The organism is Peribacillus sp. R9-11 (assembly GCF_031345095.1).
In the GTDB taxonomy this organism is placed as follows: domain Bacteria; phylum Bacillota; class Bacilli; order Bacillales; family DSM-1321; genus Peribacillus; species Peribacillus butanolivorans.
Map to the genome: position 1 here is coordinate 680,961 of NZ_CP133763.1, position 14,849 is coordinate 695,809.

At 36.5% G+C, this 14,849-nt stretch carries 13 protein-coding genes and 1 pseudogene; 9 read left to right on the forward strand and 5 right to left on the reverse strand.

Annotated features, from left to right (window positions below):
• Window position 1: 1 nt before the first annotated feature.
• Window positions 2-754 carry a thioesterase II family protein gene (locus tag RE409_RS03150; RefSeq protein WP_201222209.1) on the forward strand — a complete coding sequence of 251 codons (753 nt, stop codon included), beginning with the start codon at window positions 2-4 and terminating at the stop codon, window positions 752-754.
• Between the two features lie 422 nt (window positions 755-1,176).
• On the opposite strand, the gene RE409_RS03155 is transcribed toward RE409_RS03150, so the two are convergent.
• Window positions 1,177-1,917: an IclR family transcriptional regulator gene (locus RE409_RS03155; protein WP_309558515.1), complete on the reverse strand. Its 741-nt coding sequence runs from the start codon at window positions 1,915-1,917 to the stop codon at window positions 1,177-1,179.
• 148 nt (window positions 1,918-2,065) lie between these two features.
• Here RE409_RS03155 and RE409_RS03160 point away from each other — a divergent pair, with 148 nt between their 5' ends.
• The 5 genes and pseudogenes from RE409_RS03160 (at window position 2,066) to RE409_RS03180 (ending at window position 7,537) form a co-directional block, all read left to right on the forward strand.
• On the forward strand, window positions 2,066-2,950 hold the full coding sequence (locus tag RE409_RS03160) for a dimethylarginine dimethylaminohydrolase family protein (RefSeq protein ID WP_201254208.1): 885 nt from the start codon (window positions 2,066-2,068) through the stop codon (window positions 2,948-2,950).
• Between the two features lie 7 nt (window positions 2,951-2,957).
• Window positions 2,958-3,445: pseudogene (locus tag RE409_RS03165) on the forward strand (hypothetical protein).
• A gap of 78 nt (window positions 3,446-3,523) precedes the next feature.
• On the forward strand, window positions 3,524-5,140 hold the full coding sequence (locus tag RE409_RS03170; protein WP_309558516.1) for a M20/M25/M40 family metallo-hydrolase: 1,617 nt from the start codon (window positions 3,524-3,526) through the stop codon (window positions 5,138-5,140).
• A 164-nt stretch (window positions 5,141-5,304) separates the two neighbouring features.
• The gene (locus RE409_RS03175) at window positions 5,305-6,066 is read left to right on the forward strand and encodes a dimethylarginine dimethylaminohydrolase family protein (RefSeq protein WP_201222201.1); all 762 of its coding nucleotides are present in this window, start codon (window positions 5,305-5,307) and stop codon (window positions 6,064-6,066) included.
• A gap of 49 nt (window positions 6,067-6,115) precedes the next feature.
• Window positions 6,116-7,537 carry an amino acid permease gene (locus RE409_RS03180; protein WP_098176109.1) on the forward strand — a complete coding sequence of 474 codons (1,422 nt, stop codon included), beginning with the start codon at window positions 6,116-6,118 and terminating at the stop codon, window positions 7,535-7,537.
• Window positions 7,538-7,735: 198 nt separating this feature from the next.
• Here the strand turns inward: RE409_RS03180 and RE409_RS03185 are convergent, their stop codons facing one another.
• Entirely contained in the window at window positions 7,736-9,127 is a 1,392-nt protein-coding gene (locus tag RE409_RS03185) for a hypothetical protein (protein WP_309558517.1), read from the reverse strand.
• 270 nt (window positions 9,128-9,397) lie between these two features.
• Here RE409_RS03185 and RE409_RS03190 point away from each other — a divergent pair, with 270 nt between their 5' ends.
• Both RE409_RS03190 and RE409_RS03195 read left to right on the forward strand, forming a co-directional pair.
• Window positions 9,398-9,580 carry an N-acetylmuramoyl-L-alanine amidase gene (locus RE409_RS03190; protein ID WP_309559229.1) on the forward strand — a complete coding sequence of 61 codons (183 nt, stop codon included), beginning with the start codon at window positions 9,398-9,400 and terminating at the stop codon, window positions 9,578-9,580.
• Complete coding sequence (locus RE409_RS03195; protein ID WP_309558518.1) at window positions 9,492-9,845, forward strand: LysM peptidoglycan-binding domain-containing protein; 354 nt, start codon at window positions 9,492-9,494, stop codon at window positions 9,843-9,845. The genes RE409_RS03190 and RE409_RS03195 overlap by 89 nt, the downstream gene beginning before the upstream one ends.
• Window positions 9,846-10,086: 241 nt before the next feature.
• Here RE409_RS03195 and RE409_RS03200 read toward each other — a convergent pair whose 3' ends face one another.
• The 3 genes from RE409_RS03200 to RE409_RS03210 form a co-directional block, all read right to left on the reverse strand.
• Window positions 10,087-10,446, reverse strand: a complete 360-nt coding sequence (locus tag RE409_RS03200) for a hypothetical protein (RefSeq protein ID WP_309558519.1) — start codon at window positions 10,444-10,446, stop codon at window positions 10,087-10,089.
• A gap of 898 nt (window positions 10,447-11,344) precedes the next feature.
• Window positions 11,345-11,650, reverse strand: coding sequence for a YhjD family protein (locus tag RE409_RS03205; protein WP_309558520.1), 306 nt, complete (start codon window positions 11,648-11,650; stop codon window positions 11,345-11,347).
• A 1-nt stretch (window position 11,651) separates the two neighbouring features.
• Window positions 11,652-11,951: a YolD-like family protein gene (locus RE409_RS03210; protein ID WP_201254212.1), complete on the reverse strand. Its 300-nt coding sequence runs from the start codon at window positions 11,949-11,951 to the stop codon at window positions 11,652-11,654.
• Between the two features lie 1,675 nt (window positions 11,952-13,626).
• Here RE409_RS03210 and RE409_RS03215 point away from each other — a divergent pair.
• Window positions 13,627-14,691 carry a C45 family peptidase gene (locus RE409_RS03215; RefSeq protein ID WP_309558521.1) on the forward strand — a complete coding sequence of 355 codons (1,065 nt, stop codon included), beginning with the start codon at window positions 13,627-13,629 and terminating at the stop codon, window positions 14,689-14,691.
• The last annotated feature ends 158 nt before the right edge of the window (window positions 14,692-14,849 follow it).

Here is a 14,849-nt window from a genome sequence, read left to right on the forward strand (position 1 = left end):
GATGAAAGGACTGAATAAAAAACTTTTTTGTTTTCCTTATGCTGGGGGAAGTGCATCTTTTTATAGAGAGTGGAAATTTGATAGCAATGAGATTGAGGTAATCCCGCTAGAATACCCTGGACATGGAAGTAAATACTGTGAACCATTGTGTGATCGTATGTCTGCTCTGACGGATATCTTAATGGAAGAAATGCAAACAAAATATCAAATAAATTCACTAAAAAATATCTCCTTTTTTGGACATAGTATGGGTGCGATAGTAGCATATGAAATTGCGGCAAAATTAGAAGAGAGATACGGAAATAAGGTAGAACAATTATTTATATCTAGCAAATCGTCTCCAGATTATAAGGTAGATCAAATCGATTGTTCTAATTCAAACAATTTAAAACAATCACTAAAAAAAATCGGGGGAACAAACAAGGAGCTATTAGAAACAGAAGATTTCATGAATATATTCCTTCCGATTATCCAATCAGATTTAAATATATTAGCAAACTATCATGGTGAAAATAGACGTCAAAAAAAGTTGAATAATAAGGCTGTTTTGTTATTAGGTTCTGAGGATTCTGTGACGAAGGAAAGTATTGAAAGCTGGAATCAATACATTGAACATATTAACGAATTGCATATTTTAAAGGGAGATCATTTTTACTTAAAGCAAAATCAAGATATCGTATTAAAAATTATTCAAGATTATTTACTCAGTAGTCATTGTGAAAATTCTGATTTAAGTACAGTCGTATCAAGTTAAAACCTTCGATTAGGAAAAATTGTGAGAAAAAAGAATAAGACCCAAAAGTGTTCGAACCACAACTTTAGAATATTAGATGAAATCTATATTTTAAAGTTGTGGTGATTTCAGACACTTTTGGGTCCTTTTTTATTATGCCATCGGTTTCAGAGACAAGGTTTTGAAGTAACGTGACACCCGTTTTTATCTGCTTAGGATCTGAGGCCTACTATCCTTATAATTGGTTTGGTGGAATAACAATCTACCATATTGACCGCTTTGATTATTTGCGTTAATCGCAAGGGAAAGACTGAAATTTTAACGAAAAGATTAATTCGGAAAAGAAGTGACGACTTATTAAAATTTTCAGGGTTTATTATAAAACAACAAGATATTAATGGATGAATCGTTTCGTGAATACCGTTCATCCACTGGTCTCATATTCATGGTCCTCTATACCCCAATTTTGAAGAAACTCGATTGCCGGTTTCAATCACATTTTTAATGAGAAAATCAAGTCTGTCTTCTGTCAAGTTAAAGCTGACAAAACCAATACTCACTGCCCCATGCACTTCTCCAAAATGGTTTAAGACCGGAACAGCTACAGAAGATGTTCCTTCTGTTCTTTCACTGTGACTGATTCCATGTCCCTTCATTTTAGTTTCTTTCAATATATCCCAAAAAGATGCTCTTTCTTGAACTGGCAAAAGAGCATCTACGATTTTTTTCGCTTGATTATATGGCATATAGGCGAGCATTACCTTATTAGCAGCTCCAATATGCATAGGGACTCGTGAGCCAAGCTGGTCATAAACACGGATTTGGCTTTTTTCACTGTCGATTCGTTCGATAATGAGTGACTCAATTCCTACTGGCTGGCTGAGATAGACGCTTTCCTCCACTTTGTTCATAAGCCTTTCTAGTTCAGGCCTTATTTGACTTATGTAATCCATTTTGTCATACATACGCAAACCATATTCGAGCCAAATATTTCCTAAACCATATTGTTTGGATTGTTCGTCTTGTTGAATTAGGCCATGCTTGGACATTGCTTTTAACAAACGGTGCATGGAACTAACCGGAAGTTCACATTCTTGAGATAGTTCCGTAATAGACAGCCAGTTTTCCGATGAATCGGAAACTAGCACCTTAATAACGTTCATGGCCCGGTCAATTGATTGCATAAACTTACCACCTATCTTTCATTACGAGTTACAAAAAAAACTGAAGATTTAAAACATATTGACATTATACCATATTTAATTTTATAATTTAAGAAAATTTCCTATTGTCGGAAACGTTTTCCGATATGCGGAAAAAGGAGGAAAGGTAATGACATATTGTTCGTCTATGTACCAACCATTAGAACGTGTCATTGTAAAACATCCGAACGACGCTTTTATTAGTCAAGAGCATATAAGCCAAGAATGGCAGAATTTCAACTATGTAGAAGAGCCAGATTTCAAAGAAGCCCTAACAGAGTATGGTGACTTTATTTCTATTTTGGAGAAATATGTTCCAAACATCGATTATTTGCCCGCATCTTCGGAAGTCGGAATGGATTCCTTATATGCGCATGATCCTGTAAAATTCACGAGTGAAGGAGCCATTATTTTAAAGTCTGGGAAAGAATTGAGACAGCCTGAAGCAAATGTATACAAGGAGTTTTGTAAGGAGAAGAACATACCGATTATTGGTGTTTTAACTGGTGATGCTGTCGCAGATGGCGGTGATATCGTTTGGCTTGATGATCGGACACTTGTTGTCGGACATGGTTATCGTACAAACGCTGAAGCTATTCGGCAATTAAAAGAAATGACCGCTCATCTTGTCGATGAATTCATCGTAGTCCAGCTTACACATGATCAAGGCGAGGCAGAGTGCCTCCATCTTATGTCCTTTATCAGCATGGTAGACCATGATTTAGCAGTAGTCCATTCTCGTCTTATGCCAGTATTTTTCAGAAAACTGCTTATTGATCGCGGTATTCAGCTTATTGAAGTGCCGGATGATGAGTACATGAACTTAGGCTGCAATGTGCTTGCATTAGCTCCGCGTGTTTGTGTAATGTCTTCTGGTAACGCTTACACAAAACAACAGCTTCTTGATGCTGGAGCCACAGTATATGAATACAAGGGAACTGAAATCAGTTATAAAGGCACTGGAGGACCAACTTGTTTAACCTGTCCAGTTGTACGTACGAATATCAAATATTGAGGGGGAAATTAAGTATAAACATGTAATTGTAAAAACACTGGGAGAAAGTTATGTAAATGGTTTAACAACCTCCGACCTAGGCAAGCCAGATTATGAAAGATTATTAGAGAAGCATGCTGCTTATGTGGAAGCATTAAAAAAATGCGGGGTTTCAGTTACACACTTGCCAGCAAGTGAGGAATTTCCAGATTCAACATTCGTTGAAGATACCGCTGTCTGAAAACAGGAATCTCCTACCTTGGGGAAAACTTGATTGTAGCTGCAGGTGAATTTATCAATCATCATAATTTTTCACCATACAAGAAAATAACGGTTTCAACTGAAGACGAATACTCAGCAAACTGTATCCTTGTAAATGATTATGTGATTATTCCAAAGGGATATGAAGAGTCGAAACGTAAAATGAATGAAGTTGGTTTTAAAACGATTGAACTGGAAATGTCTGAGTTCCAAAAGCAGGACGGTGGATTGAGCTGTTTGTCACTACGCTTTTAAAAAACAGAAAATTTAGATAAAAGAAGGTTGGTTTTCCCTATATTCTTACATTTATTAAAAACCGGAAGGGGGATTTCGATGAGTCGATCACTATGGGGTACACCTGAAACTCTTCGTGCTTTATTATGTGAACTTGTTAGCTGGGAAAGCCGTACTCTTACTGAAGGGGAATGCATGTTTCCTTATAAAGTTCAAGAGAAATTAAGCAAGCTTGATTATTTTAAAAGGAATCCAGAGCACTTATCACTTCACGAAGTTGATCTAGGGAGAAACTTTGTCAATGCCTTTTACAAACATCCTGAAGCCAAGGAGACAGTCGTATTAATTAGCCATTTTGATACGGTCCAGACTGAAGAATACGGCGATCTTGAGACTCTTGCTTTTCAACCAGAGGAGCTCACAAAAAAACTTCATGAACGAAAAGATAATTTACCGGAAGAAGCTCGCATTGATCTTGAATCGGGAAGATACTTGTTTGGAAGAGGAACAATGGATATGAAAATGGGACTTGCCCTTCATATGGCTCTCATCGAAAAAGCAAGTATCGAACAATGGTCTATCAATCTTCTGCTATTAACCGTCCCAGATGAGGAAGTGAATTCAGCGGGAATGAGAGCTGCAGTTAAAGAACTTGTGACTTTGCGTGATAAATATGACCTTTCTTATAAAATGTTTTTTAACAGTGAACCATCTTTTTCACAGAAACCGGGAGATGATAGACATTATATCTATTCTGGAACGTTGGGGAAAATCATGCCGGCTGCTCTTTTTTATGGAAAAGAAACTCACGTTGGTGAGCCTTTAAAGGGAATTACAGCTAACTATATTGCCTCGTTCCTTACTCAACTCATGGAGTGGAACACTCTGTTTCAGGAAAGTGATCTCGGAGAGGATACACCTTTACCCGTTTCGCTTCAGCAAAAAGATTTGAAATTACAATATTCAACACAGACTCCTTATCGTGCAGCCGCCCTTTATAATGTTTTCATTATGAAAAGAAGCGCTGCTGAAATTATGGATATATTCGAGCAGGTTGCACAGGAAGCAGCGATAATGTGCAATGAATCATATAAAGCTGTTTGCCGGCGTGAACAGATTGAAGGTGTAGGTGAAGTAAAAGTATTGCGCTACGAAAATTTACTTTCTTATGCCGAGGGGAAATTTGGTGCAAATTTTGTTGCGGAAATAAAGAGTGAAGTCCAAGGAAACATGGAATGGGATGAGCGGGAAAAATCACTGCGAATCGCTGATAAACTGATGATTCAATGTCAGGAGCTTGCGCCGGCTATTGTATTGCTGTTTGCGCCGCCCTATTATCCAGCTGTTAATACGTCCAATGACCCGTTTATCATCGATTCTGTGCAATTAATAAAGGAAACTGCAGCCAGGTTTAATAAAGAAGTCAGCCAAATTCATTATTTTAATGGTCTTTGCGATTTAAGCTATGTTCAATATAGTGATGAGGCTGATGGCTGGACTGCTTTTGAAAAGAATACGCCAGTCTGGGGCGATACTTATAGCATTCCTTTCGCTGATATGCTTCAACTTCAAGCACCCGTGCTCAATGTGGGTCCGTTCGGCAAGGATGCACACCAGCGTACTGAGCGCCTTCACATCGATAGTGCCTTTGTTCATACGCCCGTTATGCTGGAGAGACTAATAAAGAGTATGTTTAAGAGTTTGGTTGAGAAGTGAAAGAGGGGTCCTATCGTTTCTACAAGGTTAGTGGTGCCGAAAATCCAATAACTAAAAAACTGCTTGTACAGTTTGGAGCACAAGTGCAATAGGTCCGGAAGGTTCAGATGGTTTAACTGTCCCTATTTAAAAAAATTAAGTTAACTATATTAGGAGGAATAAATATGTTTAAACATGCGATTGTACGAAAGATTGGTAAAAGTTATGTAAATGGCTTAACAACATCGGATTTAGGAAACCCGGATTATGAAAAAGCGCTTGTACAACACGAGGCTTATATAGAAGCATTAAAACGCTGTGGTGTGAAAGTGACTGTTCTCGAATCGGATGAAACATACTCTGATTCTACGTTTGTAGAAGATACCGCCGTGTTGACGCCAAAATGTGCCCTTGTAACGAATCCTGGTGCAGAAAGCCGAAATGGTGAGATTATTGAAATGAAAGAAGTTTTAAAAGACTTTTATGACACAATTGAGTATATTCAATCTCCAGGTATGTTAGATGGCGGAGATGTCATGCAGGCAGAAGATCGCTTCTATGTTGGACTTTCTTCAAGAACAAATGAAGCAGGTGCTCGGCAGTTCAAAGATATTATGGGTAAGTATGGCTATGATACGACCATCATTCCTCTTAAGAAATTCTTTCATTTAAAAACGGGTGTGAATTATCTAGGAGACAATAATTTATTAGTGGCCGGAGAATTTATCAATCATGAAGCTTTTTCTAGCTATAATCAAATTGTTGTAACAGAGGACGAAGAATATTCGGGTAACTGCGTCCGAATGAACGACTACATTATTGTCCCGAAAGGATTTGAGGGAACAAAGAAAAAGATTGAAGATATTGGATACACTGTGATTGAAGTGGAGATGTCAGAATTCCAAAAACAAGATGGCGGTCTTAGTTGTCTCTCATTAAGATTCTAAGTTAGTTAGGAAGAAGGTGGATTAATAGCAAAGAAAAGGACGTGATAATATGGGGAATGGTTTGGAAAACAATGAACAACTGCAACGCTCAATGAAAAGACGTCATTTATTTATGCTATCGCTTGGTGGCGTTATTGGGACAGGCCTATTTTTAAATGCAGGCTATACAATTAATCAAGCAGGGGCTGGAGGGGCTCTGGTGGGTTATTTAGCAGGTGGTCTTATTTTGTATATGGTAATGGTCTGTCTAGGCGAGCTAGCTGTTCATATGCCGGTTACAGGTTCATTCCAAAAATATGCTGCTACATATATTGGACCTTCCGCTGGTTTTTCGCTCGGATGGATGTATTTCGTCGGTTCAGCCGCAACTGCAGGAGTTGAGTTTACAGCAGCGGGAATATTGATGAAACACTGGTTCCCTCATGTTCCTATCTGGATTTGGTGTGCTGTATTCATTGTACTTTTATTTACATTGAATGCGTTAACGACAAGAGGTTTTGCAGAGGCGGAATATTGGTTCGCTGGAATAAAAATCGTTGCGGTAATCTTGTTTATCTTAATTGGAATCGCCGGCATCTTTGGCTTTGTCTCCTTATCTGATCGTCCAACCCCATTCTTTGAGAATCTAGCTCCTTCTGGACTTTTCCCAGCAGGTGGTATTGCTATTGTCTTTGTGACAATGATGAATGTAATATTTTCTTATCAAGGCTCAGAACTAATAGGGATTGCAGCAGGGGAAAGTGAAAATCCTGAAGAGAACATACCTAGAGCTATTCGAAATGTAATTTTTAGAATCATTGTATTCTACATTGCCTCCATTATTATTCTTTCTGCCATATTCCCTTCTTCTGAATTAGGTCTATTAGAAAGTCCTTTTGTAACTTTAATGAAGATTGCAGGGGTCCCTTATGCAGCAGGTATCATGAATTTTATTATTTTGACAGCTATTCTTTCTGTTGGAAATTCATGTCTTTATGCATCTTCACGTTTACTTTGGTCGATGGCACATGATGGAATGGCACCTAAGATATTTGGTATTTTGTCTAAGAGAAAAGTACCGTTGAATGCCCTTCTTTTTACAATGTCTTTTTCACTCTTATCGTTATTGACCAGCTTTATTGCTGCTGATACTGTGTTCGTATTACTTATGTCAATCGCAGGTATTTCCGTCACGATTTCATGGATGGGAATTGCTTTATCGCAATATATGTTTCGTAGGAAGTTTTTAAAAGCGGGTGGGAAAACGGAAGAATTACAATACAAAGTACCATTTTATCCATTTGTCCCATTGTTTTGTTTAGGATTTTGCTTTTTGATTCTAGTATTTCTAGCTTTTGATTCTACTCAACGAGTCGGATTATTTTATGGGATAGGATTTTTAATCGCCTGTATATTATTCTATAAATTTAAACTGGCTAAGAAAGTAGAGTCAACAATAAATGTTGATAGTAGTAATGAAAAAATAATGTAGTTTAGAATCTACAGGGCATTATCTTCTTGGATTACTGGATTAGGATAAAATTTGATTTTTATCTAAAATGTAAAAAGGACTGATCTTTTTTTCAGTCCTTTTTCATATGGAAGTGGAAATTACTTCACACATTCAAATCTAGATCATCAAGTATTGTTCTCGTTTTTTAATACCCAGGCACATTGGCTGTATAAAAAGTTATATGAGAAACATCGCAACTATTGTTGTGACTACTAATCCAATGGTTACCGGTAGCAGATTCCGGCGTGCAAGTTCGAAGGGACTGACATTACATATTGCAGCGGCTGGGATGAGTGCCCAAGGAATCAAGGTTCCGCCGCCTACCCAAATTGCAGTTATTTGCCCAAGTGCAGTCAAGGTGGCGGTTCCGCTTCCAATGGCCGTTCCAAATAGTTTGGCAACCGATCCTGCTAAAGAGATTCCTGAAAACCCCGACCCATCGAGGCCAGTGATGGCACCGATGCCCGTTAATGTAACGGCGGCTATTTCTTTCGTTAAAGGAACTGAGGCCGCTAATGCGGCACCGAGATCATTGACGATGCCGAGAGACGTTTTTGGTAAATAGTCACCGATGATTTGGTTGAAGCCAGAATCACCTAAATAGAAGAATGCAGCGATTGGAATGACGGGTCCGAATACTTTGAATCCAAATTGAAATCCCTGAATTAAATAGGCCGTTGATTTTTCAAGTCCTTGTTGTTTATGTGCGACAAGGGATAAAATGAGCAAAATGAAAACGGCAGTACCGCCAACCAATGCGGTTGCATCTCCCCCTTGTAACTTCAAAATCGATAATGCCACAACATCCAACAGAAATGCGATCGGAATGAAGACTGCAAAAAACTTCTTTTGTGCCAGTGTGAGCAGATCTTCACTAAATGTTTGATCTTGGAGGATACCTTCATTATCCTCCGCCTTGATTCTTCCAAGTTTCATATCCCGCTTCAAGAGGATAAAGGCGGAGAGGGTGGTGACGACGCCCATTGTGATGACAAGGGGAATGCTCGCAGCGATAACATCACCGACTGGTATCGAAGCGGCATCCGCCGTCAGTTTAGGTGCAGCTTGAATGATGAAATCCCCTGACAATGCTATTCCATGACCAAAAAGGTTCATCGCCATCGCCACACCGAGAGCAGGTAAACCAGCCCGTAATGCAACGGGGAGCATAACCGCCCCAAGTAAGGCAACAGCCGGTGAGGGCCAGAAAAACCAGGATATGATCATCATGACGATTCCGATTATCCAAAAGGCAAGGGTAGGATTTTTAATGAATTTAGCAAATGGTGCGATCATGACATCATTAATTCCAGACTTTGTTAAAACCGTGCTCATGGCAACTATGATTGAAATAATTAAAATCGTGGACATTAATTCTGTGATTGCGAAAATGAAGCTGTTAAATATCCCGCTTATGGATGAGGCTAAACTGCCAGTAGCAACTAAAGCCAAAAGGAAAATTCCAATTATGCAAATGAGGGTAGTATCACGACGTTTTACCATAAACCCGATTATCAATGCAATAAATACAACATAAATCCAATGGAGTGCCGTCAATTCCATCTCCATGATCCGTCCTCCTCATAAATGTGCCTAGTTACAGATTATGAGGGGAGATCGGGGTGGTGAGTTGTTTCATGAATTTAAGGGCTTATCTTCATTATTTTCACTTATGATGAAAATATCGAGTTCAAGAAGCAGCAACATGAATGCTTGGCAGAACATTTTGTCATTCATTATTGTGTACGGCAACAGGGGCTGTCCTGGGATTGTTAATGTTTAGTTGAAATAGAAAAAATATCTAAGGAAAAAGAATGTCATTCCACTATCCACGCAGAAATCACGAAGCTAATTGATATAAAAGATCGGGGTAAAAAATTAGCCAACTTTCAAGTGCTTCGAACTAGCACCATGCCTGCGGTTTTAACTGAATGTGGATTTATTGATAATGCCGTGGATACAGCAAAAATTAAAAACAAGTGTTTTTATAGAAAACTTGGCAAAAAGTCATGTGAACGGTGATACCTTTTACTCGATTGCTAAAAGGTATGGAACAACTGTGGACAATCTGAAATCATTAAATCCTAAAGTGGATCCTAGTTCTCTTCAAATTGGCTACAAGCTTGTTGTAAGTGGATTAAAAGCTACTTATCACACAGTTGTGAAAGGCGACACAGTATCTGCTCTTGCTAAAAAATATGGGAGCACGATTATACAAGTAAAGGACTGGAATAAACTTGATAGCAACTATACAATTCAGAATGGTAAAAAGTTGCGTGTAAAATGAATACAAAATAATCTTCAGGTGTCTATAAGCTCTCAATCACCATCACGCTAGAAGCCCTTACTCTTAGATACAATGACATGATGCTAAGGTGATTAAGGATTATTATGAGGCACTAATTAAATCGGAGCTTAAAAAAAGATGACCCCGGATCACAATACCGAAGTCATCTTATAGCAGCCTTGAATCTTGAATTAATCTGTCTACTTTTAATCATACAGTTTACAAACAACAGTCGGTTTTTTTATTTTTTTAAACTCGACCAACTTTTTTCAAGTTTATTATAATAATAGAACCATTGAGATAATGCCCAAGTATTACTAACGACAGCCACTGGTCCTGCAATATTTGTCAATATTTTTTTCGCTGTTGCCCAAGAAATTACTTTCCCTGCTATTAATGAACCACCACTAAATCCAGAAATTAACCAACCAGCCATGGTTCCACTCTCAACCCCTCTAAGAGAATCCACATTACTTGCATATGTGTTAAAAGGTTTAGAACTCGCTAATTTAGCAGTTCTATTTGGTTCCTTTAAATAACGAGCAGTACCTATACCAGTAGTAAAATTCTTAGTGTAACTAATGTTCAATACTTTAACCAATGATTTGTTACCACTTGTAGAGGCCATTGGATAAAAACCACTCGCTTCATCCTGTGTTTCAGATTCTGGTATGTCTTCTAAAAGAATTACATCTTGATCTACTATTTTATCGTTAGTAAGAGTTGTTGAAAAGTCTTGTATAAGTTCATGGTTGTCTTCATTAAAAACTTTTGTGTGTATTATTATTGTGTTTTCATCAAACCTTTTTTATAGGTAATAAATATAAAACAGTAAAAAAATAGAATTAAAGAAAAAGTGAAAAATGTTAGAATCCCACTTAAAAAATGAGCGTATAGTGCAAAAATCATTGAAATATTTGATAGTGCAATGATTAAGAAAATGTTCACCCTATGCTTATTTTTATGAAATAAACTAAAAATAATTGATAAAAAAAATAAGATACTGGACAAATAAAATAAAAAATCCGCCGGGGAACTTTTCTGGTACCGTACAACATACCAATAAAGAAGTACAACAAAAAATATTTTTACAAACTTGAACACAAAATCTCTCCTTCTATGTATTTCATAAGTATGAATTATTATCTTTTTCGTAAAAAGTTGACTTTTGAATTCTTTTCAAAATCACTATTAATTCCATATAACCCATAATTAAGAGATAAGATTAATGGTAAATATAACGTACATTCCTGATAGAAGGTACTCTATATATCTTGTACTTAACAAATGCACTAGACAGTATATTGGATTGATTCATTTTTTTGGACACAAAAAGTTAAATCTTAAGATGTATTCCTAGTTCGATATTCAATAGTTTTCTTGACTACATTATTATATTTTTTATCTGTATTCTTTCGTTCCAAGAAGAACACATCCTCTTCAAAATCATTGTAAGGAAAAATATGCCCATGAAACTATACCAACTCCTCGTCTATTCCTCAATCTTGGATTAAAATAATTATGTAATTCTTCGTAACCATTGTAGATAAAAAAATACATTGTAAAATCACTATCCGTTTAATTTCACTAACTTTTGTCTGGCTTTTTCTTAAATGCTCCCTAGTTACTTTTAGGTCTTTTTGAACTGATTTGAGTGCTTGTTCAACTAATTCTAGATATGGACTATTAAATTTAAATGGCGCATTTTCAATAATTAGTCGGTCCCATTCCAGAATTTTCATTAGCATGGGTAAATATATCTCTCGTTCGATTATATCCCTTTCATGAGTAGGTATCCTTGTCATATTAATCCCTCTCAATAGAGGTTATACAATCAATAGGAATTGTTATTTTTCCGTTTAATAATTCGACACTTATCACCCTATTAATCATATGTACACTTTCCACAATCCCTTTTTTGTATGTGAACAATCCGTCTTTCCAATAGACAATTTTTACGACGAATATGTTATGTAAAGAATCCATTGCAATAGTACTAATCAGATCTAACTCTTGCTCATCTAATATTGGCTTGGTTTGGAATTTAACTTGTTCTGGTAGTATAAATGAAGATTGCCATTTGATATTACCCCTGTCTTTATTCATACTCACATCTCCTTTATCATTATTATATAGGAACGAATGTTCTGAATAACTTAAAAAAGAACAATTGTTCGTATGAAAAAATGGTACAAATACAATGATATGAGGTGTAGTGAATATGAATGCAGCATTTCCCCCTGTACCTAAACTAGCCAAGAAATCTGAAAGTAAGAAGGAAGAACAGCTAAAAGTCGAGAGAGTATCTGCAACACTTGGAACGAGATGAATTTGAAATTGAGGAATTAGCATATGCTATTAATGAGGCGGAAAAAGGTGGGGCATTAAAGGACTATATCGTATAGAGCAACCCCTTAGAGGTATTGTTACGAAAATGGATGCAAATACAAAGCTAATCCATATCACCGATAAAAGGATAGATGTGCATAAAGTACACTTTCTGGACATATTAAAAGTGAGTAATATTGAATATTAATAACTTCGCTTGGAAGAATCTGTTTCGGGCTTCTTAGAAAATAAAAAAACTGTATGATTTTGCTCATACAGTTTTTCATTCTACCATGTAAATTTAATAAGGTAATAGAATCTATTTTACCTTTAGAATCTTATTTTAATAAATTAAATTTTATTCGCAAAAAAAATATTAGTTGTATTACTTAACACTTCATACGTTTTTAATCTTTTTGAAAATCGAAACAAAACATAGAATTGCCGCTAAGATAAAAAATAACTTTTGGTAAATCATTTGTTTGGCTAATTATAAAAAATACTACAACAAAAGGTAATATTCCTAAAAAATACATACTATTTTTACCTGCTATTTTTGAAATAACTCCTATAACTATTAAAAGAAATAGAAATGAACTTGTCTTAATTCTTTATATATAGTAATAACCGCAGCTACTGAAGCTACTGGAGCACCAATTGATCCAGCAACAGCAGCAACAGCACCCCAACCAAAAGTGCGATCTGAAAATTTATTTTGCCATTTATTGGCTTCTTTATACTCATTACACCTATTGAAACATAAAAAACCCCGGATAAGGGACACTTTTTTATGTGTGTCCGTTATCCGGTGGATAGTTCAAATGTGAAGGGCTTTTTTGTTATTTAAAGTATTATTGGCTTGATACTTATTTGAAAATTAGAAAAGGATAAATTGTACAATGATTATACTCAGTATATTTATAGCAGAAAGAATATTTATATACTTTGTTGATTTTTTTACTTCTTTTCTTATTAAAGAAATACAAACTAGTAAAACTAACAATGTATATAATGCTGGATAAATTACTATAAGTGTTGGAGATATAGCTATACAAATAATTGTAATTAACCCAGTAAAATACAACGACCTTTCATATTTTATAAGATTTTTGCCCTTCAAAGCAAGTAACATGAAAATGATTAGTGCTAGCGTGATGCTAAAAATTATTATTCTCTGTGCAAAATACATCATTTGTTTTTCCCTCTTATCTGCGTTTGCTGAAATCAATATATTCCATAGTAACCTTTTTACAAATCCACCGGGGAACTTTTCTGGTACCGTACAACATACCAATAAAGAAGTATAACAAAAAATATTTTTACAAACTTGAACACAAAAAGAACAGGCCCAAGTAAGTTGTTTCATTAATTTAAAGGCTTATCTTCTTTATTTTCAACAATACATCAAGTATCCTTAATTTGAATGGCCATTACTGTAAATGAGGGATAAGTCGTGAAACAAATATATAGTAATATTATACAATTTCGGGGTACACATTATGAGTTTGGATACATGCAAGGTGAGGAGTTAAAAGATTCACTAACGGTAAAAAATCGTGAAGATCAGTGGAAGATTAGGCAGCCACGGTTTACGGTTGAAGAAGAAGAGGTCAAGAAAGCGATTACACAATTTGCCCCTGGTGTGTGGGAAGAATTACTTGGCTTGCAAGAAGCGCTGAAATGGCCAATTGAACGTGTGTTGCAGGAGTTTGGAGGGTACCGATTGGATTATGTTCGTTCGGGATGTTCCATTATGACAGGTGAGAATTATTTCATTCGTAATTATGATTACCACCCAAAGACATATGAGGGACGCTTCGTCCTATTTCAACCAACCGATCAGGGCTATGCTAGCATTGGTCCAAGTCAACGTGGGACTGGACGGATGGATGGCATGAATGAAAATGGGCTAGTGGTTGGATATAACTTTATGAATCGAAAGAATCCAGGAGATGGATTCATTTGTTGTATGATTGGTAGATTGATTGTAGAATCTTGTGCGAACGTTCAGGAAGCGGTCGCGATGTTGAAGGAAATCCCACATCGGCATTCATTCACTTACGTTGTCTACGATAAAAGTGGTGATACCTATATTGTGGAAACCTCTCCGAGAAATGTAGAGGTGCGCAGGTCAAATGCCTGTACCAATCACTTTGAAATCATGAAAAATGAAAATCGTAACCATCTTATAGATTCGAAACGCCGATTTGAAATTATACAAGATCATGAAGGGAAACTTTCATCTGCCTACGATGCTTATAGATTGTTTAATGATACCAACCAAGGTGTCTTCTCAGATTTATATAGCAGCTGGGCAGGAACGATTCATACATCCGCTTATTTACCTAAGGACATGATAGCTTGGATGGCCTTGGGAGGGAACCAGGAACCTACTTCAATAGATTTTGCGAAATGGCTCGAAGGAGAAGATGTTGAGTTAGACCGAATTAGAGGTGTAATTGATACGGATATTCCATTTGTACATATGGATGAGGGGGCAAATTGGTTTCGGAATTGATCGCTCCCTTTGGAAATTCAGATAATATAGCTTGATTTGTTGTGACAAAGCTGAAAACTGGGAATTTTTATGATTAGAGAATTAAATGGACAAAAACAGTGATTGCTGTAGAGACAGGATTTGATTTTAAACGGTAAGTAAGGCTTATGTAATCTTGA

Bases quoted from the DNA above. Each gene is read 5' to 3' on its own strand.
- RE409_RS03175 (WP_201222201.1), top strand. From the start codon at position 5,305: ATGTTTAAACATGCGATTGTACGAAAGATTGGTAAAAGTTATGTAAAT.
- RE409_RS03180 (WP_098176109.1), top strand. From the start codon at position 6,116: ATGGGGAATGGTTTGGAAAACAATGAACAACTGCAACGCTCAATGAAA.
- RE409_RS03205 (WP_309558520.1), bottom strand. From the start codon at position 11,650: ATGACAAGGATACCTACTCATGAAAGGGATATAATCGAACGAGAGATA.
- RE409_RS03170 (WP_309558516.1), top strand. From the start codon at position 3,524: ATGAGTCGATCACTATGGGGTACACCTGAAACTCTTCGTGCTTTATTA.
- RE409_RS03155 (WP_309558515.1), bottom strand. From the start codon at position 1,917: ATGCAATCAATTGACCGGGCCATGAACGTTATTAAGGTGCTAGTTTCC.
- RE409_RS03150 (WP_201222209.1), top strand. From the start codon at position 2: ATGAAAGGACTGAATAAAAAACTTTTTTGTTTTCCTTATGCTGGGGGA.
- RE409_RS03185 (WP_309558517.1), bottom strand. From the start codon at position 9,127: ATGGAGATGGAATTGACGGCACTCCATTGGATTTATGTTGTATTTATT.
- RE409_RS03160 (WP_201254208.1), top strand. From the start codon at position 2,066: ATGACATATTGTTCGTCTATGTACCAACCATTAGAACGTGTCATTGTA.
- RE409_RS03210 (WP_201254212.1), bottom strand. From the start codon at position 11,951: ATGAATAAAGACAGGGGTAATATCAAATGGCAATCTTCATTTATACTA.